This is a genomic window from Rhizobium sp. BK212, from assembly GCF_014197475.1.
Taxonomy (GTDB): domain Bacteria; phylum Pseudomonadota; class Alphaproteobacteria; order Rhizobiales; family Rhizobiaceae; genus Rhizobium; species Rhizobium anhuiense.
The window spans coordinates 16,512-41,686 of the sequence record NZ_JACIFS010000004.1 but is presented as its reverse complement, the minus strand read 5'-3'; the positions used below and the strand labels follow the sequence as shown (position 1 = coordinate 41,686).

Here is a 25,175-nt window from a genome sequence, read left to right as displayed (position 1 = left end):
TCCTTGAGGATTGGCGGCGGTCCCTTCTATCCGATTCGACGGCAACAGGAATGCGACGGTCTATTTCGCGCGCCGCACGGCCGATCCGTGCGGCGGGATCTTCTGATTGAAGCGGCGCTGGAGCGGCCGCGGGATGAGCATGGCGACAAGCGCCAGCGCCATGGCAAAGAGGGAGACCAGCCACAGCGCATGCGCTCCGGTCAGCCGCGTCAGGACGGCGCCGACGATTGCACCAAGCACCATGCCGCCCCAGGGTACGACCTGGATCGTCCATTCGACACGACGATCACCGATAATCCAGCGGCCGATCCCGCGGCCGAAGCGCGACAGGGCACCGGTTACATAGGTCAGGCCGATCGGCAGGCCTTCGATGTGCTCGACGGCGGCGTTCACCATGCCCATGGAAAAAACGATCAGGTAGAACCGCGCGAAGAGCATGTTTTGCACCGTCATCATCGAGGCGAGCGCCAGGACGAGGCCGACGCAGCCAAGCACCACGAAGATGCGGCGTTGCGAAAGATGAGAGATGACGATGCCTGCCGCATTGCCGAGCACGAAGACGATGATGGCAGAGACCAGGACTGCCGCGTGATAAAGATTGCCCTCACTCAAGGCGAGTGCGGCCCGCGTCGTATTGCCGGTCATGAAGGAAACGAAATCGCCGGTGAGCAGAAGACCGGTTGCATCGGTCATGCCGGCGAGAAACGAAATCGAGCCGACGAGGGCGAGCCCGGTCAGGGTTCGTCTGGTCCGGATGATGCGGCGGCGTCTTGCTCTGGTCATTGGCTGAGGTCCTGGAGCCGAATCGCTGAGATTGCGGCAACAAGGATAATTCCTTTCGTTGAGGAATTGGCAAAGACGATCGGAAGGAGGTGAGGCGGACTTGAACGGCAAGACATTTTCGGCCATAGAGACGGCGTTGCTTCAGATCGAAGCTCCGTAAGCGTTTACGTCAATCAACGCGCAACCCGCCGGTCGGCGCTGCGCAATTGTCTGATCGGCACCTTACGGAGATCGAAATGCTCAAAGGCAAACTCCCTAAACGTTACAATACGATCATCATGCCGTTCATCCTCTCGCTGCTGATGACGTCAGTCGTCTCGGCGATCAGCATCGTGAGAGCCCAAGGCCTGACCGCGCCTGCCCTTGCTATGTGGCCCTCGGCATGGCTGCTCTCCTGGGCGATCGCATTTCCTGTCCTGCTACTCGTGCTGCCGGTGGTCAAGCGGCTGACGGCTGTGATCGTTGAGGCGTGAGGAGCGCAAGGCGCCGGCGGGCCGCGCAAGCGGCCTGCCGGAAGCTTTCCGCCGCGCACGCGTAGCTCCCACCCTGCAGGACCTTGCCATTCGTTCAGCAAGCCGTCTCTTTTGATGTGTATCAAGGCATGCTTTTCGAGCAGGGATAAGGTCCGGCAACTTGCCCCCGCAGTCCAACAACATTCCTGCGGCAGGTTTTCCAAAGAGATCAATCGGTCCGGAGATAGGGTGATGCCATTAAAACTGATCAGTGGAATGATGAAGTCGTCCGGCGAGGAAGCGTTGCTTACGATGGATGCGGGCGGCGCAAATCAGATGGTCGTCATTGACAGGGGAGCTCTTCAGGAGGTCGCAGAACCACGACGCTGCGACGAAAGCCGGCTTCAGGAAAATATCGATTTGTTCAGCCGGATTGCGTCGGCGAAATATGACTGCGGCGACGTCGAACCGGATGGGCGCATCCGAATTGGCGCGGACGATCTGCTTGCATGGCGGCAGAGTGCGCATGTCAAAAGCAAGCCGGCAAGCATAGCTTGATCGGTCCATAGCTTGCGCCGGCAAGCCTGTCGATCAACACCGTCGTCACGCAGAAGGGCGCCATCTTTGACGTACGTCAATTCATAATTCCAGGGCGGTGCGAGAGTGTGGCGAATATCAGCTCTCGCCTCTTTCCGTTTGGAGATCAGCATGAAGCAACACCTCTTTCTTCCGCTCCTCACCTATCCGGATGCGACTTCGGAATTCATGATCGCCAACGCCGTCGCACTTGCGCACCACATGCAGGCGACGCTGACCGTCTGTGCGGTGGAGATTACCGTTCCCGACGTGTCCAATGCCCTGTCGTCGCTGATCATCGATGCGGCGAAGATGGCGCGGGATGCCGGGGCGCTCAGCCGCAAGCGTGCCTCGGCGCTGACCCGGATGGCGGTGGATGCGGCAAAAGGCGCTTCCGTGGATGTGCGCACTCGCGAGATCAAGACTGCGGAGCCTTTCGTCGTCGAGGTCCTTTCGGAAGCATCGCGCGCCTACGATCTCGTGCTTCTGGAATCGGCCGGGATCTCCCGTCCGATCGTCGAGGCGGTGCTGTTTGCGTCAGGTCGGCCGCTCATCCTATATCCGTCCGCACCTTTCGGCGGCCGGATGGATCACGTCGCCATCGCCTGGGATGGCAGCCGCGCTGCCGCACGGGCGGCACATGATGCCTCGTTTTTCCTGGAACGGGCTTCCAAGGTCTGCCTGCTTTCCGTCATCGACGAGAAGCCGGTGGAATTCGAGACCGGCGATTATCTGGTGGAGAATCTGCTGAAGAGCGGTGTCGTCGCGGAGGCGACGCGCGTGCGTGCGCGCGGCGAACCAGTCGGAGAGGTGCTGCAGACCAAAGCCTTCGAATTGCGGGCAGACCTTCTCGTCATGGGCGGGTTCGGCCATTCGCGTCTGCGCGAATTCGTGCTCGGCGGCGCTACTCAAGCCGTGCTGACCAATATCAGCCTGCCTATCCTGCTGTCGCATTGAGCACTGGCACGCCGTCTTCAACGATCGAATTCGGAGCAAACGGCTCCGAACTCGTATCGCCAGAACAGTCGAAGGCATGGAACATATGCACGCCGGTTATTCTCCCTTCCAACCTAACGACCGGAAGGACCACGCATCGCCCTCAGCCGACGAATCGTCTCGCAGCCGCCAGGTTTCGATGAAACCGTCCGCTTCCTGCCGGCCGCTTCGGCCGCCGCCTCCACCAGTTGAAAAGCATATTCCACGGCCGCTTCCGTATCATCGTGGCAGAGCTTTTCCGCCTGGCAGCGGGTTTCGAGCGATCGTCTGATCCGGCGTTTGATGGCAGGCACAGCGGCATCGTTCGTGTGAGCGAAAAGGTGCCGCAGGCAGCTGGTAGCGACCACTTCCGAAACCAGAAGTTTTCCTTCGATTTCGCCGAGCGTCGGCACGGCAAATCGCGCTCCTCCGCTCTGGCAGTCACGATCTGTAACCAACATCATTGTTCTCCCATTTCATCATCGAGCGCTCTTTTCACCCGACGCAGGATCACCGCTCGTCCCTTCCGATCAGGTCGACGGCGCAAGCGCTCTTCCAAGTCGATAACGATCGACTGGTACTCATTGTGCCAATCAGGATGGCCAACCTCTTGTGGTGCAAGACGCGGGCGCGGGGAAGCAGGGCCCAAGAGTTCCGCGCCTTGCCGCGTCAGGCGGTAACAAGCATCGAGCGAGGGGATAAGGACCGTGATATCCGGCTGCTCCAATGCCAAACGGGATTTCAACTGGTCGCGCGCTGCATCTTCGCCATGAACCAGGAACAATCCTGTTCGAACCGGTTTGCGCGCTGCCACCCACTGCATCAATTCGGTCGCATCGGCATGACCACTATACGCCTCCAGAGAGTGAATGGTTGCACGCACGACGATTTCATCGCCTTGGATCCTGACCGTGCGCGCTCCGTCTTGGAGTAGACGTCCGAGCGTTCCCTCCGCCTGAAAACCGACGATGAGAACACTGCCCTCATCGCGCCAAAGCCAGTTCTTGAGCCGATGGCGAATCCGGCCCGCCTCGCACATTCCGCTTGCCGCGATGATAATGTGGAAGCCACGGATAAGGTCGAGCGCCTTCGATTGCTCGGCGGTTTCCGTGAAGCGCACGTTCTTCGAATTCAATGCTTTGACCAGCAAATTTCCGTTCGCCATGGCGCGCGCGTAACGCTTGAATATCGCAGTGGCGCGCGACGCGAGCGGCGAGTCGATCGCGATCGGACAGCGCGGCAGACTGCCTTCGTCCATCAGGATGTTGAGATCAGCCAGAAGCTCCTGGGTTCGTTCGACCGCAAAGGACGGGATCAGCAAAGCGCCGCTTGGATGATGGGCCTTCAGCACAATTTCAAGGAGCAGCCCGCGCCGTGCTTCATCCGAAACTTCGTCCCGCTCGCGATCGCCATAGGTGCTTTCGCAAATGACATAGTCGAACCCCTGGGGCGCTTCGGGTGCAGCCTCCAGCAATTTATGCTGAGGCCCGATATCGCCCGAAAACAGCATTCGGATCGGTTCATCCGTTCCCGAAAGCTCGATTTCGACGGATGCGGAGCCGAGAAGATGGCCGGCGTCCCAGAACCGGAAGCGGAGGTGGCCAGGAAGCTCGTGCCATTCCTTATGAGCGACGGCTTGAAATTGCGTCATCGCGACTCGTGCGTCATCCGCGTTGTAAATTGGTTCTATGGCGTCGCGTGATCTCCAGCGATTGCGGCGATTGAGCTGCTCGACCTCCGATTCCTGGATATGGCCGGAGTCCTGGAGCATGATCCCGCACAGGTCCAAGGTGGCAGCGGTACAGTAAATATGTCCGGCAAACCCGGCCTTCACCAGCTTGGGGACTAGGCCCGAATGATCGATATGTGCGTGGGTCAAAATGACAGCGTCAACGGCGGCCGGCTCGAAAGGGAAAGGACGATAGTTCAGCTCCTTCTCCGTTTTCGATCCTTGGAACATGCCGCAATCGATCACGATCCGAACACCACGATGGTCCAAAAGAAAGCAGGAGCCGGTCACCGATCCGGCTGCACCGTGAAAATATAAAACAGGATCTGACATGGCCTGCCCCCCAATTGTTTACACATCCTAGCCGGCGGGAACACCGACCGCTTTGCGGCAGATCAATGAATGGGGGAGCAAGGGAGATTAGGGTTGGTCAATTCCAACAAGAGAGGCAACTGGTCATGACCATCAAAACTGTTTTGAGCGTCCTCGGCGTCAATCACTTCGACGAAGACTTGAAGGGCGCCATCGACTTTTGCGAAACCCACGGCGCCCATCTCACCGCAATGGCGATTTCGATGGGCGCAGCGCCCCCTATCGGTTCCTACGAGGTTGTCTCGACGGTCTGGGTCGAAGAACGTCAGCGCGAAATCGATCGCCTGGCCGATAAGAGTTCCGAGATCAAAGCAGTCCTCGCAAGGAGCGAGGTCTCTTTCGAGGTGCAGGAGATCTACACCGAATTCGCCTGGGCGGATGAAGATATTGCAGAGCGGGCACTCTATGCCGATCTCGTCCTGGTCGGCCCTCAGGCTGCCCGTGACCAAGAACTGCGGCGCAGGGTTATCGATGGTGCCCTGTTCCGGTCGCCGACACCGATGCTGATCAACCCGAGAAAGTCCAATGTCGGGCTTGCTCCAAAAGCGATCCTGCTGGCCTGGGACTCCAGCGACGAGGCTTCGCGCGCGGCACGTCAGTCGATCGAGTTCCTGCAGGCTGCTGAATCGGTGCATATCACGCTCGTCGATCCGCTGGCATCATCATCGGCGAATGGCGAAGAACCAGGCGCTGACGTTGCCACCTTTCTGGCACGCCACGGGGTGAAAGTTGATGTGGATTGCGTCGCAAGCGGCGGCCGCCGCGTCGATGAGGTGCTGCGCCAGCATGCCGCCGATGTCGCTGCCGACATGATCGTCATGGGCGCATATAATCATCCCCGGCTTCAGCAGCGTCTTTTTGGCGGTGTAACGCGATCGATGCTGGAGGAAACAAAAATTCCCCTGTTCCTCGCCCATTGAGCAAGACGCCCGGGTTCATCCCGGGCGTCCTCCCCCGGCTTTCAATCGACGGAAAGCGCCGTTCGACCGGTAACCTCACGGACAAATATGCCGTAAAATATGTGCTCGGACTCCGAGGCCGTTGCCTGCGCCTGCGGCTGCGGCTTCAAGGCACCGATTTCCCACCAATCGAAGTGTTTTTGCAGCAACGACCAGGCTTGCAGCCTTTCATTGCGCCAAAGGTCTGTATCCGGAAACTCTTCGAAGCGCCCATCGACGACGACGCTCGTCCAGCCCTTGCCCGCGCCATGCTGGTCGATTTGCAGACAGACGTTTTCGTTCGCGCGCATCCAGTCGACCTTCCGGCCGGGCATGGAAAAACTGTAGATCACACCCTTTGCATAAGCGAAGTAGATCGGCACCAAGTAGGGCTTGTCATCCTTGCAACAGGCCAGGTGGCCAAACCGGGAATGCTCAAGAAAGGCGAAGCATTCTGCTTGCGTCAAGTCTTTCAGGATGTAGCTCATCGGTAACTCTCCTTGCCGCGACAAGTTCATATATTACCACCTGATCACACCCTGTCGTTGATGGAGCGCAATGACTGAAACTCCCACAGAGGCGAGACTCTCCCCGCCTTGGAGTACCGGTTAATTCGACAAAAGCCGGCTGATGGCGTTGTTATGGAGCAGCGTGCGGGTGATCCCTCCGAAGACACGTTCCCGAAATCGATTGTGGCTATACGCGCCTGCGACAATCAGATCTGCCGCCAACCTATCTGCAGCTTCGATGATCGTCATCCCTGCATCGCCTGTCTGTCGCGGCTCGATGATGCTCCGGGCTGGAACCGCATGGCGGGAGAGAAACCGAACAACATCATTCAGCGCTTGCTCATCGATCGGGTGGCTCTCCTCGATCGAAAGGACGACCACGTCTTGCGCCAAGATCAACAGAGGCATCGCGTCGACAATTGCCCGCCGCGATTCCTTCGTGTCCTTCCAGGCAATCACAATCGTCTGAGCTTCCAGAGGAGCCCGGGAGGCCGAAGGTAGCAGCGCCGGTCTGCCCGCCGACAGCAAAACGTCCGGTATGTTAACCGTGCGTCGGTAATCGCGTGCCTGACCCTTCTCGACATCAAAGAGGACAATAAGGTCGGCCGCTCGTGCATTTTCAACAACAAAGGTTGCCGGGTCGGCAGCCTTTGTCTGCCAGGAGACGTGGTTCCTGAACGGCGCATGTCGCATGATCCGCTCGTGCAGGTCGCGTTGTCGCGTCTCGACCGCCTCCATCTCTTCACGCATGATTTTGGTTCCGGATGTCGGTCCGATGCTTGGCTCGATCACGAATAACGGCTGGGCCGCGGATATGCAGACGAGTTCAGCATTGCAACGCTCAGCGAGGTTTATCGCAAAGGTGAAGCGATGATCGGGCTGGGCATCGATATCGAAATGCGTAAGGATGGATTTGAAAGTCATGGCTGGCTCCCTCCTTCGTTAGGACATTCAAATCATGCTCGCGCTTCTGCGATTTATCACCTTGATTTTCGTCAAAGCGCGGGCCGCACGAACAGGCGATGCTAGCTCCAATCATCGGGAGGACATCACCCATGAAAGCGCAATTTCATTTGCCCCTCGTCACCTATCCAGACGCAAGCTCCTTTTCGCTCCTTCAGAATGCTGTCGCTGTTTCCCTTCACCAAAAGGCTGATTTAACGGCAAGTATACCGTTGGTCAGAATTGAACCCGTGCAACCGCGACTTCCGTCATTTCTTGACGTGGAAAAAATGCGTGCGGATGCCGAGCACGTCAGCAGAGACAATGGCGCCGTTCTCGGGCAGACGCTGCGTGACTATGCGAAGCAAGCCGAGATCGAGGTTGAGATCCAGCCATTCGACGCGAGGCAACCGTTTGTCGCCCAAGCTCTTGCCGAGCTGTCGCGCGCATATGATCTTTCGATTCTGGAAGCATCCGAAATAATGAGACCGCTGATCGAGAGCGTGCTGTTTGAAAGCGGTAGACCGCTCCTGCTTTTTCCCACGGACAATTTCTCCGGGCGGATCGATGCTGTCGCCGTCGCCTGGGATGGGGGAGCCACCGTCGCGCAGGCACTGACAGGTGCCAGATTTCTGCTGGAACAGGCTTCGCGTGTCGTCCTGATTTCCGTGACGGACGACAAGCAGATTGACGAGCGCAGGCGAGACCACCTTGCGGCTGCACTTCGAAAGGCCGGCCTTGCCGTCGATGTCACGGCCGTCCAGGCGAACGGAGAACCGTCAGCCGGCGTCATCCAAGCTGCGGCGCTGGAACGCAAAGCTGATTTGCTGGTCGCCGGCGCGTTCGGTCATTCGCGGCTGCGCGAATTCGTTCTGGGTGGGGTCACACGGTCACTGTTGACGCGCCTTGAAATGCCCGCTCTCTTTTGCCACTAACTAGAGAGCACGGAGTGCGTTGCCGATCACGGCAACATCGATCACCTCCTGGAGAAGGGCGCCCTGCACAGGCGTGAGGTATCCCAGGCTCGCACAAACCATCGCGATCACCGATAGACCGACACCGCAAGCGACACTCTGAAGAGCGATCGCACGGGACCGCCGCGCGGTTTGCAGCAGAGTTCCAATCTGCCCCAGGTCATCCCGCAGCAACACGACATCCGCCGCTTCAGCGGCGGCGGCAAGATTGCGCCGGCCAACGGCAACACCGACGTCGGCAGCAGCAAGTGCAGGTGCATCGTTGACGCCATCACCGATCATCATGACGCGCCCGTAGGATCTTTCCGCCGTCACCCTCTGAACTTTCTCGGCCGGCTCAAGCTCGGCACTGATCTGATCAAGACGAAGAGCAAGGCCGACGGCGTCCGCGACTTCGGCCCTGTCACCGGTCGCAAGGCTAAGCCGCTTGACGCCCAAACGTCGAAGATCCGCGATCGCCGGGACAGCATCCTTGCGAACCGGGTCGGCCATGACGATCGTACCGGCGAGAGCGTCATCGATCGCGACATAGGCTGTGACCGTGCTGTTGTCCTTCGGGCCAGGGCGAGTGGCGGACCTTGTCTTGCCGGCAATGAAATCCCATCCGCCAACGGCTACCTTGCGTCCGTCCACATATCCCTCGATGCCTTCTCCTGGCACTTCTGCGAGTTGGGCAGGTTTGGCAAGCCTCAGGCCACGTCGCTTCGCTTCTTCGACAATCGTTTGACCAATCACGTGGCCAGAGGCTTGATCCACGGATGCCGCGAGACGCAAAATCTCCTCGGCATCCCGATCGGTCTCGATTCTGACAACAGCAGGCTCTCCAGTCGTCAGCGTGCCTGTCTTGTCGAAGACGACGACCGAGATGGTCGCGAGGACCTCGAGGACATGAGCTCCTTTGACCAGGACGCCTGCACGGGCAGCTTTCGACATTCCCGCCACGAGTGCGACGGGAACGGCGAGAATCAGCGGGCAAGGTGTCGCGACGACAAGAACTGCAACAATCCGCGTGGGATCACCCGACAACCATGCGGCCAGGCCGGCGATCACCAGGGTCATCGCCAGGAAGGCGAGGGAGAAGCGGTCGGCCAATCTCGATATTGGCGCTTTCGAGTTTCGGGCCTGGCTCACCATGCGGATTATTCCGGCATATGTACTTTCGCTTGCTGAGCCGGAGGCGATCATTTCAAAAGCATCGCCGAGATTGGAAGACCCGCTCATGATCAATTCACCGCTTTCCCGCCGCGCCGGCAACGGCTCGCCGGTGAGAGCCGCCTCGTTCAAGAGCGCGTGACCGGCTACAACCTTGCCATCGACAGGGACCACGTCGCCCTTTCGGACGAGCAGCTTGTCTCCCGGGGCAAGTGCCGCGATGGGAACCTCGGACAGGCCGGATGCGGTGACACGAACAGCGCTACGGGGGGCGCGAGACAGAAGTTCGCTCATACCGCTCTCTGCGCGCCCTTGAGCAAAGCTTTCCAGAAACTGCCCGCCTGCATACATGACAGCAACGATGGCGCCGGCAAAATATTCGCCAAACCAGAGCGCAGCAGTCATGGACAGGGCCGCGATAAGATCCAGGCCGATATCGCCACGCCTCAAACTGAGTGCGACGTCAACAGAAAGCGCGACGATGACAGTGATCGTCGCGCTGACCAGAGCGGTGGTGGACCAGAAATGCAGATCGCCATGCCACCACCGCAACAGACCGCCGACGATGAGGCCCGTGATTGCGATAGCCGCGAGCGAAAGAGGCCAAATTGGGTGAATAACCGCGAAGGTTATTGGGAGGCGGTAATTGATACGCGAAGAAGCACTCATGCCAGAACCAAGCCGGCAATCCCGGCAAAAGTCGCGACACAGCCTGCGATCGCGAAACGAATTGCATAGGCGATGCTCCCAACACTTGCCGCAAGAACGGCCTTCGCAAGCATATTGGCGAACGCCGCGACCGCGATCGCGCGAGCGGCTGCATCTGCAGGCACCTGGATGGATGACAGTTTCGCCACGGCAAGTGTTATCGCATCGAGATCGCCCAGTCCGGTGATGAACGCAAGGGCGACCAATGACTGGGTTCCGAAGGCGATAAGGGTCAAGCGTGTCAGGACGGTCACGACGGCGAGAACAAGCGCGAAACGCAGCACGACCATGACCTCAAGCGGGTTTCGCGGCAAAAAATCAGTGCTCTCGTCCGGGCGCCGCAACGATGCGGCAAGGCCGCCTCCGATGGCGAAGATCACGGCAGCGGGAGCGAGCGATGGAGCCAGCTCCCTGAGCACGGCCGGTGCAATGAGGCCGCAAATCAAAAGCACCCGGGCGAGAGAAACGGCTCCCGCCAGCATCGCTCCGGCTGAAAGCAGCGGTGAGAGGGCGGGCATCTGTATCGACTGGCGGGCAAAGGAAATCGTCAGGGCTGTCGACGAGACGATACCGCCGCTGGCGCCGGTCAACAGGATTCCGGCACGGGCGCCGCCAATCTTGATCAGGACATAGCCGGCAAAGGAAAAGGTTCCCACCAGGATCGTCATCATCCAAAGCTCGAAGGGATTGATTGCCTGCCAACGATCGACCGGCTCATTGGGCAGGATCGGGAGGATGACGACCGTCATCGTCAGCAGGATCAGGGCGGCCCTCAGCTCGAGCCAGGTCAGGCGCCGAAGAAATCCATGCAAGGGTTCCCGCGCGGCGAGAAGGGCCGTTATTGCAACCGCGCTTGCTGCCGTTGCCGTCATATCTGCAACGACCGCGCCGAAACCGAGTGCGAAGACCGTTATTGCGGCAATCGTGCCGGTTGCACTGTAGTCTTCGTCATGTGTTGCCTGCATGCGGCTGAAAACGAGGATTGTGACGCAAAAGGAAACAAAGATAGCCGTCGGCAGAATTGGCCCTGTGACGGGCTGCAGGAAACCGCAGAAGCCGCCCAGGAAACTTGACAGGCCATAGGTGCGGATTCCCGCCACCCTTTTGCCTGGCGCGGCCTCACGATCCTGCCAGCCGCGCTCGATACCGACCAGGATGCCGATCGCAAGCGCGAGGCTGAGGCGCTGGAATGCTTCTGTCGTTACCAATGATGTCATCATCTGATGGTCCAGACGTGCCGGTCCATCCATCGCGGAAGGTACCTGCGCCGTCTATGTCGTTGCCGTTCATTTCGTATCATGCGCCGGCAATGTCAGAGCCGGCCCAGCGCATCGTTTGTGGACGTCTCACCGAACTGGTCGAGCGCCTCCTCGAGATAATCCGGCAGGAGAGGCGTGCCGAGAAGATAGGCCGCTGTGCGTCTATTGTGCGCATCCGCTGCTCGGCTGCGAAGCTCATCCCAATCACCGACATTCCCATCGTCTCGACCGAGCCACGCCAAGGCGACCAGATCGATCTGTTCGTCTTCGTTGAGAGCCCAGATTGCACTCCTGAGTTCGGTCTCGACGGGATCGTCGTCATGATCTTCCAGCACTCCGATCATGTTGTCGTCGCTCGGGTTCGAGCCCGGATCCGGCTCGGTGACGACATCCTTGACGTCGAACTCCTTAGCCTTGAGGATGAGATAGCGGACGGTCTCCGGGGAAATGCTCGGCATCCATGCCTCGTTCACAGGGTCATTCATAAGTGGCCTCCGCGCCCAATATTTCATTTCAATTATATACCATGTGACATCGGGCTGCCGTTGCATTGAGAAGGATCAATCTACCCCACCGTCACATGACGAAAACGGCGAACGAGAATGGGCAGGACGTAGGCTTGACGCTCGTCCATGCCGATCGTCGCGTTTTCAAGACCGTAACGGTTTGCGAAATGAGGAGACGCTGATGCAGGCGATGATTTTGGAGGCGATCGGGACCCCTTTACGTCTGGTGGAGCGCGCCGATCCCGCGCCGGGCAAAGGCCAGTTGATGTTGAAGGTCGAAGCCTGCGCCGTCTGCAGGACGGATCTTCACGTCTGTGACGGCGATCTTCCGAACCCGAAGCTCCCCCTTGTTCCCGGCCATGAGATCGTCGGCGTCGTCGAGGCGGTCGGAGAAGGTGTCGCGGCGTCACGCATAGGGCAAAGGGTCGGCGTACCCTGGCTCGGCCACACATGTGGCCGCTGCTCGTTCTGCCGCAGCGGAGAGGAAAATCTCTGCGACCAGCCGCAATTTACCGGCTATACGCGCGACGGAGGTTTTGCCACCCATGTCGTTGCCGATGCAGCTTACGCATTTGCGCTCGACAGCGAGGACGATCCGGTCGCTCTTGCGCCGCTGTTATGCGCGGGACTGATCGGCTGGCGCTCGCTGAAGAAGGCTGGAGACGGCGCCCGGATCGGGCTTTACGGCTTTGGCGCAGCCGCACATATCATCGCGCAAATATGCCGCTGGCAGGGCCGCCAGGTCTACGCTTTCTCACGCAGCGGCGACGCTGCAGCGCAAGGTTTTGCGCTCGGCCTTGGCGCTGCCTGGGCAGGGGGTTCGGATGAGGCTCCGCCTGTCATGCTCGACGCCGCAATCATCTTCGCACCTGTCGGCGAACTCGTACCGGCTGCACTGAAGGCGGTGCGGAAGGGCGGAAGGGTCGTCTGCGGAGGTATCCACATGAGTGAGCTTCCGGCCATGCCTTATGCGCTGATCTGGGGGGAGCGAAGCGTTGTTTCGGTCGCAAATCTGACGCGTGAAGATGCGGAGGAATTCTTCCCCATTGCCCGACAGGCAGGCGTCAGGACCCACACGACCGTCTATCCGCTTGCCGAAGCCAATACGGCGCTCCACGACCTGCGTGCCGGCCGATTGAGCGGGGCGGCTGTCTTGAAGCCCTGAGCCGATGAGTCATCGCTGGCCACTGCATGATGGGATTTCACGGGCGCACGCCATTTATCGCCATGGCGGGCCGCCGCGTCTTGTCGTCAGTTGTCGCGGTGCTGCCTGCGCCACCATTTGTCCACCTCGGAGACCGCAAGCAGAGCGCAGGCGAGCGCCAGAAGCGTTGCCCATTCGCTAGGAGATACCGGTTGCAGGGAGAGTATGTCGCTGAGGAAGGGGAGGTGCATAGCGAGCATGTGGACCGCCTGGGCGACGAGCACAGCGGCAAGCAGGAGCAGGTTACCGCCAAAACCTTGCCTGAAGAGAGACTGATATTCCGAGCGGCTGTTGCAGGTCTGGACGTTCTCGAAGAGGACGAAGAGCAGGAGCAGCATGTTGCGAGCCGCCCCTTCCGAATAGCCGTTCAGCAGCAGCCAGTAAAAGATGGCAAAACCACCAAGACCCATGACGAGGGTGGAAAGCAGCACACGGCGCAACATCAGCCGGTCGAGGATCGGTTCCGAGGGCTTGCATGGCGGACGGCAGAATTCGTCGCCTTCGGCCTTTTCGGCACCGAGCGTGACATCTTGGATGCCGTTGGTGACCAGGTTCAACCACAGCAATTGCACCGGCAGCAGCGGCATCGGCAGGCCGAGCGGAATTGCCAGCATGAAGAGCAGCACTTCAGCCGCCCCGGTCGAGATGAGCATGAAGATCACCTTGCGAATATTGGCATAGGCGACCCGGCCCTCGCCGATACCGGCGACGACGGAGGAGAAATTGTCGTCGGTGATGATGATGTCGGCGCTGTCCTTGGCGACATCCGTGCCTTTGCGACCCATGGCAACGCCGACATGGGCGTGTTTCAGCGCCGGCGCATCGTTGACGCCGTCGCCGGTCATGGCGACGAAATGGCCCTGCCGCGCCAGCGACAGCACGATCGAAAGCTTCTGTGCCGGTTGCGCGCGCGCATAGAGCCGCGTGCGGGCGGTCAAAGCATCGAGGATCGCCGGCCCCTCCTGCTCCGCTTTGGCGATTTCGGCGCCGGTTGCGATCTGGTCGTCCTCGAAATCCAGGCCGGCTTCGGCGGCGATGGCGGTCGCCGTGCGGGGATCGTCGCCGGTTATCATGGCGACCGCGATGCCCGCGGTGCGGCAGCGACGAATGGCATCGGGTACTTCGGGCCGGATCGGATCCTTCATACCGACGAAGCCCAGAAAGACGAGGTTGACGAGATGATGGCGGCCATAGATGTCGTCGGAAGCCGCTGCCATCTCGCCATAGGCGAAGGCGAGCACGCGCAGACCGCGGCCGGCAAGTTCTTCCTTCTGTTTGATCAGCGCTGCCTTGTCGAGAGCGACGAAACCCTTGCCTGTGTCCATTCGATCGGCCATGGCGAGCACCGTCTCGGGCGAGCCCTTGACGAAGACATGGACGCTGTCTTCCGCATCGTGGAAGGAGGCGGCATAACGCAGGTCCGGCTCATAGGGAATGGCGCTGAGGGCGGGAAAATCGGCGCGCAGATGCCTGTGATCGATGCCGGCCTTTCGGGCCGCCGCCAGCAGTGCGATGTCGACTGTGTCGCCGGTGCCGCTCCAGCCATCAGCTTGCTGCTGAAGGGTCGCCTCATTCGGCAGGGCGGCAGCCTTCAGCAGCGAAAAGGCTCTTTCGGCAGCAACTTCGCGGGTGACGCCGGGTGCGTGCAACTCGCAGCGATCGAGGTCATGGCCGGCGTCGAAGAAGAGGCGGGTTCCTTCCGGCAGGATCATTTCCGTCACCGTCAACTCGTTCATGGTCAGGGTGCCGGTTTTGTCGGTGGCAATCATCGTGCACGAGCCGAGCGCTTCAACGGCCGTCATGTTGCGGACAATGACATTGGCCTTCGACATGCGGCGCATACTGATCGCCAGCGCAACGGTGATGGCGACGGGCAAACCTTCGGGAATCGCGCTGACGGCAAGACCGACGCTCATCAGGAAAAGATCGTGAAGTGAAAGGCCCCGCGCCAGGCCGGCAGCAAGAAGCAAGGCCGTGGCAACGGCGACCGAGTAGGCAATGTTGCGCGAGAAATACTCAAGCCGGATCAGCAACGGTGGCTGCGAACGTGATCTTTCGCCGATACTGGTTGCAATCCTGCCGAGTTCGGTGGCCGACCCTGTCGCCGAAACGCGGCCGCGACCGCGCCCTCTGACGATCATGGTTCCGGCGAAGACCTGGGAGGAGCCGCTGCCGTTTGCGAACTTGCGCACCGGCACGGATTCTCCCGTCAGCAGGGATTCGTCGCATTGAAGGTCGTCGCAGGCGAAGAGCGTGAGATCGGCCGGCGCGCGCCTACCGGATTCCAGCACGAGAAGATCTCCCGGAACAAGGTCGGTTGCGGCAATGGTCTGCTGCATTCCATCGCGGATCACCAGCGTGCTGGGCTGTTCGAGATTACGCAGGGCAGCGGCAGCCTTGCCGGCCGAGTATTCCTGGAAAGCGCCGATCGCGCCGTTGAGAATGAGGACTACCGCAATGAAGGCCGCGTCCTTTAGGTCGCTGACAATGGCGGAAACCGCCGCGGCGCAGATCAGGATGTAGATCAGCGGGCTCAGGAACTGGTGCGCGAAGACGAGCAGGAAGCCGGGAGCAATTGATTTCGGCAACTCGTTGCGGCCGAAGCGACGCAGCAGCGCTTCGGCTTCGGCTTGCGAAAGCCCTGTCTCATCGCAGCGGATTTGAGCGGCGTGGTTCATGCCCTCATAGGACGGGATGTCCGGCAGCCTCGCCTTGATCTTCATCAAGGAAATCGTCCCAAGAGAGGGCGCGCCGTTACGGCGCGCCCGCATCGGAAGAGTCAGCCCGCCTTGATCGGGATCTTGCGTTCGCTCTTCAGGGCGTCGTTGCTTTTCGGCAGCTTTACCGTCAGCACACCGTTGGCAAAAGACGCATCGATCTTGGCGCTGTCGACGCTCGGCGGAAGCTGGAATGCGCGGTGGAAGGCGCCGTAACGGCGTTCGGAAAGATGATACTCCTTGTCCTTCTCCTCTTTGGTCTCCTGCTTTTCGGCCGTGATGGCGAGAATGCCGTTTGTGACTTTCACGTCGACATTGTTGGCGTCGATACCCGGCAGTTCAGCCGTGATTTCATAACCATTGTCTCTCTCGACGAGATCGACGGCCGGAGAGACGATCGTCGAGAGCGCCTTGTCGAAGGACAGTCTCGAAAAGGGGCGATGCCAGAAGCTCGGCGTGAAATCGTCGAAGAGCCGATCGATCTCCGAGCGCAGGCTCTCGAAGGTGGAAAGGCCCCTCTGCGGGGTCTTGTTCTTCTCATCGGTCTTGATCGGCAGTTTGGTGGCTGTGTTGGCCATGTTCTTGCTCCTCTGTCGTAACGTGTGGGACCGTTTCGCGGCGGGGTCGGCAGACGATCGCCGCAATAACCGAACTTCGCGTTCGGCAACGGACCGATCAAAGCCGATAACGGGCAACGCGGCATTGATCGCCGTCAATGTGTGTTTCGCCGCGATGCCCGGGCAATCTCCGTGAGACGGCAGAGCAAAATCGCCCATGCATAGGTGCAACACGAGGCTTTGAGGCAGGTGGATCGGGACGAGCCAACATCGCACGGCGCCGGTGCGCAGGACGGTGCCTCTGGGCAAGGAAATTTGCGAAAACGCTCTCTCGCGAGCAAGTGTTGAGAACCTTCGCGGGCGCCGGTTTCGGCTTTGCCGTCAACGGTTCAGACGACAGCGACAGCTTTTCTTCCGCATCAGACAGTGATCTTCTTCATTGATCAGTACAGATCTTTGCCGCTTCGCCCAACGAACTCCGTTCGAAGGCCCTGATCGTGCGCTTGCTTGAGAAAACGATCGGCGCTCAGCATGTCGAGGGCGATGCTGTCACCCAGACATTGGCATAGCGGACCACAGAACTGTTCGTGGACCCACGCTCGGGCGCGGGCCGACAGAATGACGATTCGCCATTCATCATCCGTGCTTCGCTCAAGCCGGAAATCACGGTCGGAATGATAGGGCGGAGGGCTGCCCGCCGCCGCAAGCAGTGCTTCTCCCGTCCGGGTGGGTATCGTGTCCATGACAAATATAACCTGTTTCAGCGCTCCGATGGCGGCCAGGGGGCCGCCATCGATGTCAGACGTCGATCAACCGACCGAGAGCTGATCATCGAGTGTGGTGATCCCGGGCGCCGACCAAGCGGCTCGCTCGGCAGCGCGTCGTTCTGCCCAGGTCCTGACCTTGCCTTTCAGCGTCACTTTGCCGCCGGAAACATCGACTCGGATTGCCTCGGCCTGCAACTCCGCATCGCGCTCGAAAGCATCCTCGATGCGTTTCCTGACGTTGGCCGCGCTGGCCTTGGGTCTAACCTCGACCAGATTCGAGAGGCCGACAATGCCGGCCAGGTCTTTGACGGCATCTGACGCAGCGTCCTTCTGATATTGCCACTCGACCGCGCCGGTTAAGGTTACCCAACCCTTGAGGACCCGCACCTGCACCGCTTCCTTCGGGATGCAGACATTCCAGTCGATCATCTTTACCGCCCGCTGCGCGATATCGTCGTCGTCGGTGATGCGAGCGCCAAAGATACGAACCTCGATTTCCTGGGCGATGCCGCGAACCCCCTTCACGCGTTTGACCACGTGCTCGACCGCCTCCTTCTCCGAATACGTGCGGACATGTCCGGTGAGGGAAACGATGCCATTATCAACGGCCACGCCAATATTGGCCGCATCGACACTTGGCTCGAATTCGAGTTCGTCCAGAATGGCCTGTCTCAACGCAATGTTGTTCATAGCCTTCTCTCCACTTGGTTTCATCGACATGAACAGCGATAGGCCGCAATAGCCGGGACGTCGTTGATCCGGGTCAATAAAGCGAATTCCAAGAGTTTTGTGACGCCGGCGAAGGTATCGCCATGTCCCCCGCACGATCCCCGTCAGGTTTTTGAGCCGTGTCAATGTGCAAGGCCGCTACGCCGCCAGAATGACATGACGGCCGAGACGCCGTCAGGGACATCAACCTCCCCGTTCCAATGTCGCATTGAGGATCGCTCGCTATGTTCAGAAACCGTCTCCGCAGCGCGAAGCTCTGGGATCGTATTGTCGGTGCCGAGGAAGCGGCGCTCCTGATTACCAATGGGATGACCGTCGGCATGAGCGGCTTTACGCAGGCCGGCGAGGCCAAGGCCGTGCCGCTGGCGCTGGCGGAAAGGGCAAGGCGCGATCCGCTGAGGATTACGCTGATGACTGGCGCCTCGCTTGGCCACAATCTCGATCGAACCCTCGTCGAGGCGCATGCCGTCGCGCGGCGCATGCCTTTCCAATCGGACCCGGTCATGCGCGAGGCGATCAATGCCGGCGAGGTGATGTTCATCGACCAGCATCTTTCCGAGACCGTCGAGTCCCTGCGCAGCGGACAAGTCCCGCCAGTCGACGTCGCCGTCGTCGAAGCAACCGCGATTACAGAAGATGGCGGCATCGTGCCGACCACCTCCGTCGGAAATTCGGCAAGTTTCGCGATTCTCGCCCCGAAAGTGATCGTCGAGATCAACCTCTCTCAGCCGGAAGCTCTCGAGGGACTCCACGACGTCTACATTCCGACCAAGCGGCCGAGCCGCGAGGCAATCCCGATCGTGGCGCCCGACTGCCGCATCGGCGTACCGTTCATTCCTATCCCTGCGGAAAAGATTGCGGCAATCGTCGTCACGCAAAGCAGCGACAGTGCCTCCACGGTGGAGCCGCCGGATGCGCAGACCAACGCGATCGCGGGCCATCTGACAGAATTCCTGTCGCACGAGGTGCGGCGTGGCCGGCTGACGGAAAGGCTGCAGCCGCTGCAGGCAGGCATCGGAACGATCGCCAATGCGGTGCTTCATGGCTTCACCGCGACGCCCTTCCACGATCTCACCCTCTATTCCGAGGTGCTGCAGGATTCGACCTTCGATCTGATCGATGCCGGCAAGCTCGCCTTTGCTTCCGGATCTTCCATGACGCTCTCGGCGCAAAGGCATCGCAGCGTGCTTTCCGAGATCGGGCATTACAAGCAGCGGCTGGTGCTGCGGCCGCAGGAGATCAGCAACCATCCCGAAGTCATCCGCCGGCTCGGTATCATCGCGATCAACACGGCATTGGAATTGGACATCTACGGCAACGTCAACTCGACCCATATCGGCGGCACACACATGATGAACGGTATAGGCGGCTCCGGCGATTTCGCCCGTAACGCCTATATGTCGATCTTCGTGACAAAGTCGCTTGCCAAGGACGGGGCGATCTCACGCGTCGTGCCGATGGTCAGCCATGTCGATCATACCGAGCATGATGTCGACATCCTCGTTACCGAAATCGGTCTTGCCGATCTTCGCGGACTGGCGCCGCGGGAACGCGCCAAAGTCATTATTGCCAATTGTGTGCACCCAAGCTACCGCGAGCTACTCGCGGATTATCATCGGCGGGCGCTGCTTCGCGGCGGGCACACGCCGCATCTGATCGAAGAAGCCTTGGGATGGCACGATAAGCTGCGCCGAACGGGACGGATGTTGTCGTAGGTGGCCGTAAGGCATCCTCAGAAATTCCGTGACACTCGTAGAAACGAGATCGGGAAGGCGGCGGACACCCGAACAGACAACCTTGTCCGCGATTCAAGCCTTTAGCGCGTCAGCGCCGGCACTTCGTCCCTGGAAACGCCTTCGCCCCGCAAAGTGGTGGCGGCATCGCTCGCATCGCGGATCAGGGCGTATTTGACCTGAGTGACTTTGAGATCGCGATACCAGTCAACCAGTTCTCCCCAGGGATCAGTGATCTTGGCCAGACCGGAGATGAACGCGACGACGGTTCCTATCTCGGTCTTGCCGGTGACGACATAATAGCCGCCGAGTGCGAAGATGCCGACATAGCCGACCTGCGTCATCAGATTCATCAGAAAATTCATGGTGAACTTGATCCGGTAGATGCTCATATTGGTCGAGAAGAGCCGCTGCACCCGGCCGCTCTGGGCATCGAGAGCATCGCTGGTGACGACGTGCCGAACCATGCCCTCGCTGACGTGTCGCATCACCGTGATCTTGGTCTCGACCCGGCGGTTGATCGCCATTTGCATCAGCGGCACGAAGCCGATCTGCGGCAAGAAGACGACGGCGACGGCAAGCGCCATCAGCGGCTGCAGGTAGATCATGTAACCGCCAACCGCAATCAGGATGCCGGCCTGCAGGAGGGGCTCCGAAACGCTGGTGCCGACGAAGCCGCCGACGGGTTCCGCCTCGGCCAGGACGATCGAAAGCTGGACACCTTCGGCGAGCGCATCGACGGGAGATTCGCGAGAGCACTCGGATGCGGCGAGCACGCCCATGCGAAGCCAGCGGATCGCGACCTCGCCGATCCATCCGCGATAGAGGTTCAGCGCCAGCTTTGTCAGACCTTCCAGCAGGGCGAGGCCGAGGTAAGCGAAAACAAGAATCAGGATGGCCTGGTAGGAAGCGCCCCCAGTGGCCGCGTTGATGATGCGCCTTTGCACCTCAAGCGGCGCCGTACCGGCGAGGAAGAGGAGGATCGAAAGGGCGGCGATCGCGATCTGATGATGGCGACCCATGAGGAGCACGAAACCGAACAGGTTTTTCGGCATTTGACGTCCTGACCCCTCACCCTTCCGATGAGACGACGAGTTTTTCCATGTCGGCAACGAGAAGTACGGACGGTGCCGACGTTGCGAGCATCGAGGTGGCCAGCAGTTGCGCCATGCGAACGTTGGGAGCCGGGTGTTCCATGATCTTCCCTCGAATTCAGGCCTGTCTGGCCTCGCTCTCCGGCGGCGGGATTGCGACGCCGTAATAGGGATCGACCCAGACGAGCTGGTCCTTGATCGACGTCACGCCCGGGACATTCTCGACCGCGACTTTCGCGGCGAGACGTTCGCGTTCGTCGAAGATGGTGCCGTTCAGTTCGGCAACGCCGTTCGTGACCCGGCAATGGATGAAGCCGTTACGGCTCCAGCTCTGCCGGGCAAGCTCGGCGTCGATCGCCGCCTGGATCTGCGCATCGTTTGCGGAAACGGCGGCGGCCGGCAGGGCTTGCGAGAGTGCGCGCAGCAGGTCGGAGCGGGCAACGATGCCGACGAGCCTGCCGTTGGCGACGACAGGCAGGCGCTTGATATCCTGACGCTCCATCAGCCTGACGGCGTCGGAGATCGAGGCGGTTGGCGCGATCGCGGAGACCGGGGCGGTCATCACTTCCTCGACCCGTCGCCCGTGCGCGCGGACATATTCGTCGGCGATCTTGCCCGGGCTGGTCAGCCATTCGAGCAGCCAGGAACGCTTGCGTTCCGTGTTCAGTTCACTGCGGCGCAGGAAATCGCCTTCGCTGACGATGCCGACGAGCGCTCCGTTCGCATCAACGACCGGCAGGCCGCTGATCCTGTTGTCGAGCATTAACTTCGCGGCGTCGGCAACGGAACAGGATGCCGTTACGGTGATCGGCGGTGAGGTCATGATGGCTTGAACGAGCATTTTCAACTCCTGACAAAGACAGGTTTGGGATCATGCTGGTGGCGCTCTGAAGCTTTCGAACGCGTCGGCATTTGCCGACGAAACCAGTGGAACGAAGGTAACTGCGATGAAAGCGAAATGCTTTGATCAGCGTCAAAATCAAAAAGGCAAGGAAAACGGCGCGGGCAGATGAACAGGGTATTGGGCGACGCGCCGCCTGTGTCCCCGCCGCTTCGGCCGGCGGGAACGCTGCGCAGCGGCCGGCTATGCCGCGGACTGCCCCGGAGTTGCGACTGCGCTCGCCTGTCCGGCGATGTCGAGCACTATGCGCCCCTCGATCGTTCCCGCCTTCAGCCCGTCAAAGATGTCGTTGATGTCATCGAGCGGCGCGGTGGCGATCTCGGCTCGGACGCGACCTTCTGCGGCGAAGGCGAGCGCTTCATCGAGGTCGCGGCGTGTCCCGACGATCGAACCACGCACGGTGATGCGCTTCAGCACCACGTCGAAGATCGGTGTCGGGAAATTGCCCGGCGGCAGGCCGACAAGACTAATGGTGCCTTTGCGGCGTACCATACTGAGGGCCTGCGAGAAGGCGGGCGGCGAGACGGCGGTGACAAGCACGCCATGCGCTCCGCCGCTCGTCACCTTCAGCACTTTCTCGATCGTGTCTTCGGAAAGCGCATTGAGTGCGAGATCGGCGCCTACCTGGCGGGCAAGGTCGAGCTTGGCGGCGGCGACGTCGAGCGCGACCACCTTGAGGCCCATCGCCTTGGCATATTGGATCGCGACGTGGCCCAGCCCGCCGATCCCCGATATCGCCACCCACTCACCTGGGCGCGCCTCGGTTTCCTTCAAGCCCTTATACGTCGTGACGCCGGCGCAGAGGATCGGCGCAATCTCGGCGAAGTCGACATTTTTGGGAAGGCGGGCGGCGAAAGCGGCGGAGGCGATGACATATTCGGCAAAGCCGCCGTTGCAGCTGTAGCCGGTATTGTGTTGGTGTTCGCAGAGCGTTTCCCAGCCGGTTTCGCAATATTCGCAGCGAAGGCAGGCATCGTGCAACCAGGCGACGCCGACCGCATCGCCTTCCTTGAAATCAGTGACACCGGGACCGAGGGCGGTCACGATGCCCGCTGCCTCATGGCCTGGAACGAAGGGCGGCGTCGGCTTGACAGGCCAGTCACCTTCGGCTGCGTGCAGATCGGTATGGCAGACGCCGCATGCGACGACCTTCACCAGAATTTCGCCCGGCCCGGGCACAGGCACCGGCACGCATTCGATTGCGAGCGGTTTGCCGAATTCGCGCACCACTGCGGCCTTCATCAGTTTGTTCATCATGATCTCATCCCTTCGCGATGTTTGTTCGGCGGGGATGATGGAGGCGGCGCCCGGCGGCGCATTGATTCATCGCAAAGCGGTTCTTGACGACGTTCATGGCACATTGCGCACGCCGGCTTGATCTCGTCTCTTGCGATATGTCGAGGAGTGCGGGCCGGAGTCATCCTATCCCGTGCGCAAAAACATCTGACGATGCAACTGCTTCATGAAACCATCGGCGGACGACGACGGAAGTGGCCGCCGCAAGCGTCACCATGTCCTGAACTCGTCAATCCAGCCTGGCAGTAAAGACGTAACCGACGCCGCGTACGGCCTTGATGAATTGCGGTCTCTTCGGATCTGTTTCGATCTTGCGGCGCAGCCGGACGATCTGGGCATCGATCGTCCGGTCGAAGGCTTCGAGGTTTCGGCCCCGGGTCAGATCCATCAGCACGTCACGGGTTAGCACCCGGCCGGCATGCCGCACGAAGGTTGCCAGCATGTCGAATTCGCCGGTCGTCAACTCGATCTCCGCGCCGTCGGGATCGAGAAGCTGCCGGCGGCTGAGATTGAGCTTCCAATCCTCGAAACCGATGATCTCCTCGCTGACCGGCTCGGCATTGCGTGCCGAAGATTGCCGGCGGCGCAGGATCGACTTCAACCGTGCGTGGACTTCTCTGAGATGGAAGGGTTTGGCGATGTAATCGTCGGCGCCGACTTCCAGACCGACGATCCGGTCGACGACGTCGTCGCGGCCCGTCAGCATCATGATCGGAACATCGGATTGGGCGCGAATTTCGCGGGCAAGATCAAGCCCGTCCGTGCCGCCGGGAAGGACAAGGTCAAGCAGGATGGCATCGAAACTCTGCTGACGCAGGCGTACCCGCATCTCGATGCCGTCAGAAGCGGAAGAGACGGTGTAACCCTCGCCCTCGAAATAGCGCGTCAGCATCTGACGAATGCGCGGATCGTCGTCAACGACGAGAAGATGCGCGTCATGCTGAAGTGTTGCCATCGCCCATCCGTCAAGCCGCTGCTTGTTACAGACTGTTACCCAATGGCACCGTCTTTAACACGCGTGGCATCAGCGTGTCACCAGCGTCGGGTTAGTTGTCCTCATCGACAGCACAGAGGGAACGGTCATGCTGCAGACAACCAATTTTCATCACGCGCTGGAAATCGCCAATGCGGTGCTTCTCGGCTCCGAACAGAGCTGCCTGCAGGCGCTTTTCAACAAGCAGCCGGTCGAACGTCTGGCAGCCGGGGAATCGCTGTTCTTCGAGGGCGACGCCGCCAAACACCTCTTCGAAGTGGTGGAAGGAAACCTGCGCATCTTCAGGATCATCTCCGATGGCCGCCGGGTCATCACCGGCTTTCTGCAAGCTGGCGACATCGTCGGCGTGTCTTTGAAGAACCACTATCTCTACAGCGCCGAAGCCATCACCGACACCAGGGTCCGCCGCCTCTCGCGCAAGGCTTTCGAGGCCGAAGTCGGCAACTCGCCGGCGCTGCGGCCAGAGGTCTTTGCCCGCCTTCGCGACGAGATGGCCGCCGCCCAGAACCAGATGGTGCTGCTGTCCTGCAAGAACGCCGAGGAGCGGGTCTGCAGCTTCCTGCTGAAGCAGCTTCATCGTGACCCGGGCCATAGCCGGTCCAATGCCATTGTCGAGCTGCCGATGACCCGGCTCGACATTGCCGACTATCTCGGCCTGACGATCGAAACCGTATCGCGAATGATGACGAAGCTGGCGAACAAGGGGATCCTGGTATCGGCCGGCCGTCATTGCGTTCGCATCGTGAAATATGGAATGCTGGTGCAACTCTCCGGCGACGATGACGAATATGATGGCGACGAACGCGGCTTGCTCGCTTACGCTGGAAGGCAACGCCAATGATCCTGAAATGACGAAAGTGCCGGAATGAAACTTCCGGAATGCCGAGCGGCGCGGCGCAAATTTATGCGACGCGCTTTGACGACGCTGCGTCCGGCGGCATCGAGCGATGTGCGGTTCGTATCCCCGCCATTTCGGACGATTGCCACGCGCGACGCCATCTGCGGACATCATTTGCAGTGATCATGACCACGTCACCGCCGGCCTCCTTTGAACCGAGGCCGTTCGCCGCGATTTCGCAGAACGCGTCGACATATTGAAGGAAACGGACTTCGGTTGCGCGAGGTGGCGAGGCTACGGAGAGCAGCGCGCGCCTGGAAACAATGACGGTTTTCATGTCTGCGCCGAAACGCACATCGATGCGCCCAGACTTATCTCGTGCATTCAGGCTTGCTGTGACGACATCGTGCGGCACTTTCATCTCCTTTGAGCCGGCATCTCCGTTGAGCAGGAGCCTGCGTTGCATGAAC

Annotated in this window: 26 protein-coding genes; 8 read left to right on the top strand and 18 right to left on the bottom strand. The window is 60.3% G+C overall.

The annotated features are described in order from the left end of the window. Window positions 1-60: 60 nt before the first annotated feature. Entirely contained in the window at window positions 61-783 is a 723-nt protein-coding gene (locus FHT79_RS14835; RefSeq protein ID WP_183903582.1) for a YoaK family protein, read from the bottom strand. A gap of 236 nt (window positions 784-1,019) precedes the next feature. Between FHT79_RS14835 and FHT79_RS14830 the strand changes: the two genes are divergently transcribed. The 3 genes from FHT79_RS14830 (at window position 1,020) to FHT79_RS14820 (ending at window position 2,768) form a co-directional block, all read left to right on the top strand. Continuing rightward, on the top strand, window positions 1,020-1,256 hold the full coding sequence (locus FHT79_RS14830; protein ID WP_097544485.1) for a DUF2798 domain-containing protein: 237 nt from the start codon (window positions 1,020-1,022) through the stop codon (window positions 1,254-1,256). 231 nt (window positions 1,257-1,487) lie between these two features. Next, window positions 1,488-1,793, top strand: coding sequence for a hypothetical protein (locus FHT79_RS14825; protein ID WP_183903580.1), 306 nt, complete (start codon window positions 1,488-1,490; stop codon window positions 1,791-1,793). 150 nt (window positions 1,794-1,943) lie between these two features. Then, window positions 1,944-2,768 carry a universal stress protein gene (locus tag FHT79_RS14820; RefSeq protein WP_029868358.1) on the top strand — a complete coding sequence of 275 codons (825 nt, stop codon included), beginning with the start codon at window positions 1,944-1,946 and terminating at the stop codon, window positions 2,766-2,768. Between the two features lie 113 nt (window positions 2,769-2,881). Here the strand turns inward: FHT79_RS14820 and FHT79_RS14815 are convergent, their stop codons facing one another. Further along, window positions 2,882-3,247, bottom strand: coding sequence for a hypothetical protein (locus FHT79_RS14815; protein WP_047617335.1), 366 nt, complete (start codon window positions 3,245-3,247; stop codon window positions 2,882-2,884). Then, window positions 3,247-4,848: an MBL fold metallo-hydrolase gene (locus FHT79_RS14810; protein ID WP_183903578.1), complete on the bottom strand. Its 1,602-nt coding sequence runs from the start codon at window positions 4,846-4,848 to the stop codon at window positions 3,247-3,249. The genes FHT79_RS14815 and FHT79_RS14810 overlap by 1 nt, the downstream gene beginning before the upstream one ends. A 125-nt stretch (window positions 4,849-4,973) precedes the next feature. Between FHT79_RS14810 and FHT79_RS14805 the strand changes: the two genes are divergently transcribed. Further along, window positions 4,974-5,807: a universal stress protein gene (locus tag FHT79_RS14805; protein WP_097544487.1), complete on the top strand. Its 834-nt coding sequence runs from the start codon at window positions 4,974-4,976 to the stop codon at window positions 5,805-5,807. A 41-nt stretch (window positions 5,808-5,848) separates the two neighbouring features. Here the strand turns inward: FHT79_RS14805 and FHT79_RS14800 are convergent, their stop codons facing one another. Both FHT79_RS14800 and FHT79_RS14795 read right to left on the bottom strand, forming a co-directional pair. Further along, complete coding sequence (locus FHT79_RS14800) at window positions 5,849-6,313, bottom strand: pyridoxamine 5'-phosphate oxidase family protein (protein ID WP_183903576.1); 465 nt, start codon at window positions 6,311-6,313, stop codon at window positions 5,849-5,851. 120 nt (window positions 6,314-6,433) lie between these two features. Continuing rightward, a complete protein-coding gene (locus FHT79_RS14795) occupies window positions 6,434-7,258 on the bottom strand; it encodes a universal stress protein (RefSeq protein ID WP_183903574.1) in 825 nt (274 codons plus the stop codon). 131 nt (window positions 7,259-7,389) lie between these two features. On the opposite strand from FHT79_RS14795, the gene FHT79_RS14790 reads away from it, so the two are divergent. Continuing rightward, entirely contained in the window at window positions 7,390-8,211 is an 822-nt protein-coding gene (locus FHT79_RS14790) for a universal stress protein (RefSeq protein WP_183903572.1), read from the top strand. Here the strand turns inward: FHT79_RS14790 and FHT79_RS14785 are convergent, their stop codons facing one another. The 3 genes from FHT79_RS14785 to FHT79_RS14775 all read right to left on the bottom strand — a co-directional run bounded on the left by FHT79_RS14785 (window position 8,212) and on the right by FHT79_RS14775 (window position 11,854). Further along, window positions 8,212-10,071, bottom strand: coding sequence for a heavy metal translocating P-type ATPase (locus FHT79_RS14785; RefSeq protein WP_183903571.1), 1,860 nt, complete (start codon window positions 10,069-10,071; stop codon window positions 8,212-8,214). It abuts the gene before it with no gap. Further along, window positions 10,068-11,330: a DUF4010 domain-containing protein gene (locus tag FHT79_RS14780; RefSeq protein WP_047617626.1), complete on the bottom strand. Its 1,263-nt coding sequence runs from the start codon at window positions 11,328-11,330 to the stop codon at window positions 10,068-10,070. Before FHT79_RS14780 ends, FHT79_RS14785 begins: the two co-directional genes overlap by 4 nt. A gap of 92 nt (window positions 11,331-11,422) precedes the next feature. Beyond that, complete coding sequence (locus FHT79_RS14775) at window positions 11,423-11,854, bottom strand: DUF3775 domain-containing protein (RefSeq protein ID WP_183903569.1); 432 nt, start codon at window positions 11,852-11,854, stop codon at window positions 11,423-11,425. A gap of 202 nt (window positions 11,855-12,056) precedes the next feature. On the opposite strand from FHT79_RS14775, the gene FHT79_RS14770 reads away from it, so the two are divergent. Beyond that, a complete protein-coding gene (locus FHT79_RS14770; RefSeq protein ID WP_183903567.1) occupies window positions 12,057-13,040 on the top strand; it encodes a zinc-dependent alcohol dehydrogenase family protein in 984 nt (327 codons plus the stop codon). Window positions 13,041-13,126: 86 nt separating this feature from the next. Here FHT79_RS14770 and FHT79_RS14765 read toward each other — a convergent pair whose 3' ends face one another. The 4 genes from FHT79_RS14765 to FHT79_RS14750 all read right to left on the bottom strand — a co-directional run bounded on the left by FHT79_RS14765 (window position 13,127) and on the right by FHT79_RS14750 (window position 17,810). Beyond that, window positions 13,127-15,757: an HAD-IC family P-type ATPase gene (locus tag FHT79_RS14765; protein WP_246714021.1), complete on the bottom strand. Its 2,631-nt coding sequence runs from the start codon at window positions 15,755-15,757 to the stop codon at window positions 13,127-13,129. Window positions 15,758-15,858: 101 nt separating this feature from the next. Further along, the gene (locus FHT79_RS14760; RefSeq protein WP_183903563.1) at window positions 15,859-16,374 is read right to left on the bottom strand and encodes an Hsp20/alpha crystallin family protein; all 516 of its coding nucleotides are present in this window, start codon (window positions 16,372-16,374) and stop codon (window positions 15,859-15,861) included. 422 nt (window positions 16,375-16,796) lie between these two features. Beyond that, entirely contained in the window at window positions 16,797-17,096 is a 300-nt protein-coding gene (locus tag FHT79_RS14755; protein ID WP_063473404.1) for a hypothetical protein, read from the bottom strand. A 66-nt stretch (window positions 17,097-17,162) separates the two neighbouring features. Then, complete coding sequence (locus FHT79_RS14750) at window positions 17,163-17,810, bottom strand: BON domain-containing protein (RefSeq protein WP_063473405.1); 648 nt, start codon at window positions 17,808-17,810, stop codon at window positions 17,163-17,165. A gap of 263 nt (window positions 17,811-18,073) precedes the next feature. Between FHT79_RS14750 and FHT79_RS14745 the strand changes: the two genes are divergently transcribed. Further along, entirely contained in the window at window positions 18,074-19,564 is a 1,491-nt protein-coding gene (locus tag FHT79_RS14745; RefSeq protein ID WP_028759091.1) for an acetyl-CoA hydrolase/transferase family protein, read from the top strand. A gap of 101 nt (window positions 19,565-19,665) precedes the next feature. On the opposite strand, the gene FHT79_RS14740 is transcribed toward FHT79_RS14745, so the two are convergent. The 5 genes from FHT79_RS14740 to FHT79_RS14725 form a co-directional block, all read right to left on the bottom strand. Next, a complete protein-coding gene (locus FHT79_RS14740) occupies window positions 19,666-20,637 on the bottom strand; it encodes an ABC transporter ATP-binding protein (protein WP_028759092.1) in 972 nt (323 codons plus the stop codon). A gap of 16 nt (window positions 20,638-20,653) precedes the next feature. Beyond that, the gene (locus tag FHT79_RS32400) at window positions 20,654-20,779 is read right to left on the bottom strand and encodes a hypothetical protein (protein ID WP_280178100.1); all 126 of its coding nucleotides are present in this window, start codon (window positions 20,777-20,779) and stop codon (window positions 20,654-20,656) included. A 15-nt stretch (window positions 20,780-20,794) separates the two neighbouring features. Continuing rightward, the gene (locus FHT79_RS14735) at window positions 20,795-21,517 is read right to left on the bottom strand and encodes a CBS domain-containing protein (RefSeq protein WP_028759093.1); all 723 of its coding nucleotides are present in this window, start codon (window positions 21,515-21,517) and stop codon (window positions 20,795-20,797) included. Between the two features lie 243 nt (window positions 21,518-21,760). Next, window positions 21,761-22,834, bottom strand: coding sequence for an alcohol dehydrogenase AdhP (adhP, locus tag FHT79_RS14730; RefSeq protein WP_028757965.1), 1,074 nt, complete (start codon window positions 22,832-22,834; stop codon window positions 21,761-21,763). A 268-nt stretch (window positions 22,835-23,102) separates the two neighbouring features. Next, entirely contained in the window at window positions 23,103-23,828 is a 726-nt protein-coding gene (locus FHT79_RS14725; protein WP_028757964.1) for a response regulator, read from the bottom strand. Between the two features lie 127 nt (window positions 23,829-23,955). Between FHT79_RS14725 and FHT79_RS14720 the strand changes: the two genes are divergently transcribed. Next, window positions 23,956-24,708, top strand: a complete 753-nt coding sequence (locus FHT79_RS14720) for a cyclic nucleotide-binding domain-containing protein (RefSeq protein ID WP_028757963.1) — start codon at window positions 23,956-23,958, stop codon at window positions 24,706-24,708. Between the two features lie 61 nt (window positions 24,709-24,769). Here the strand turns inward: FHT79_RS14720 and FHT79_RS14715 are convergent, their stop codons facing one another. After that, the gene (locus FHT79_RS14715; RefSeq protein ID WP_246714018.1) at window positions 24,770-25,171 is read right to left on the bottom strand and encodes a hypothetical protein; all 402 of its coding nucleotides are present in this window, start codon (window positions 25,169-25,171) and stop codon (window positions 24,770-24,772) included. Between the last annotated feature and the right edge of the window lie 4 nt (window positions 25,172-25,175).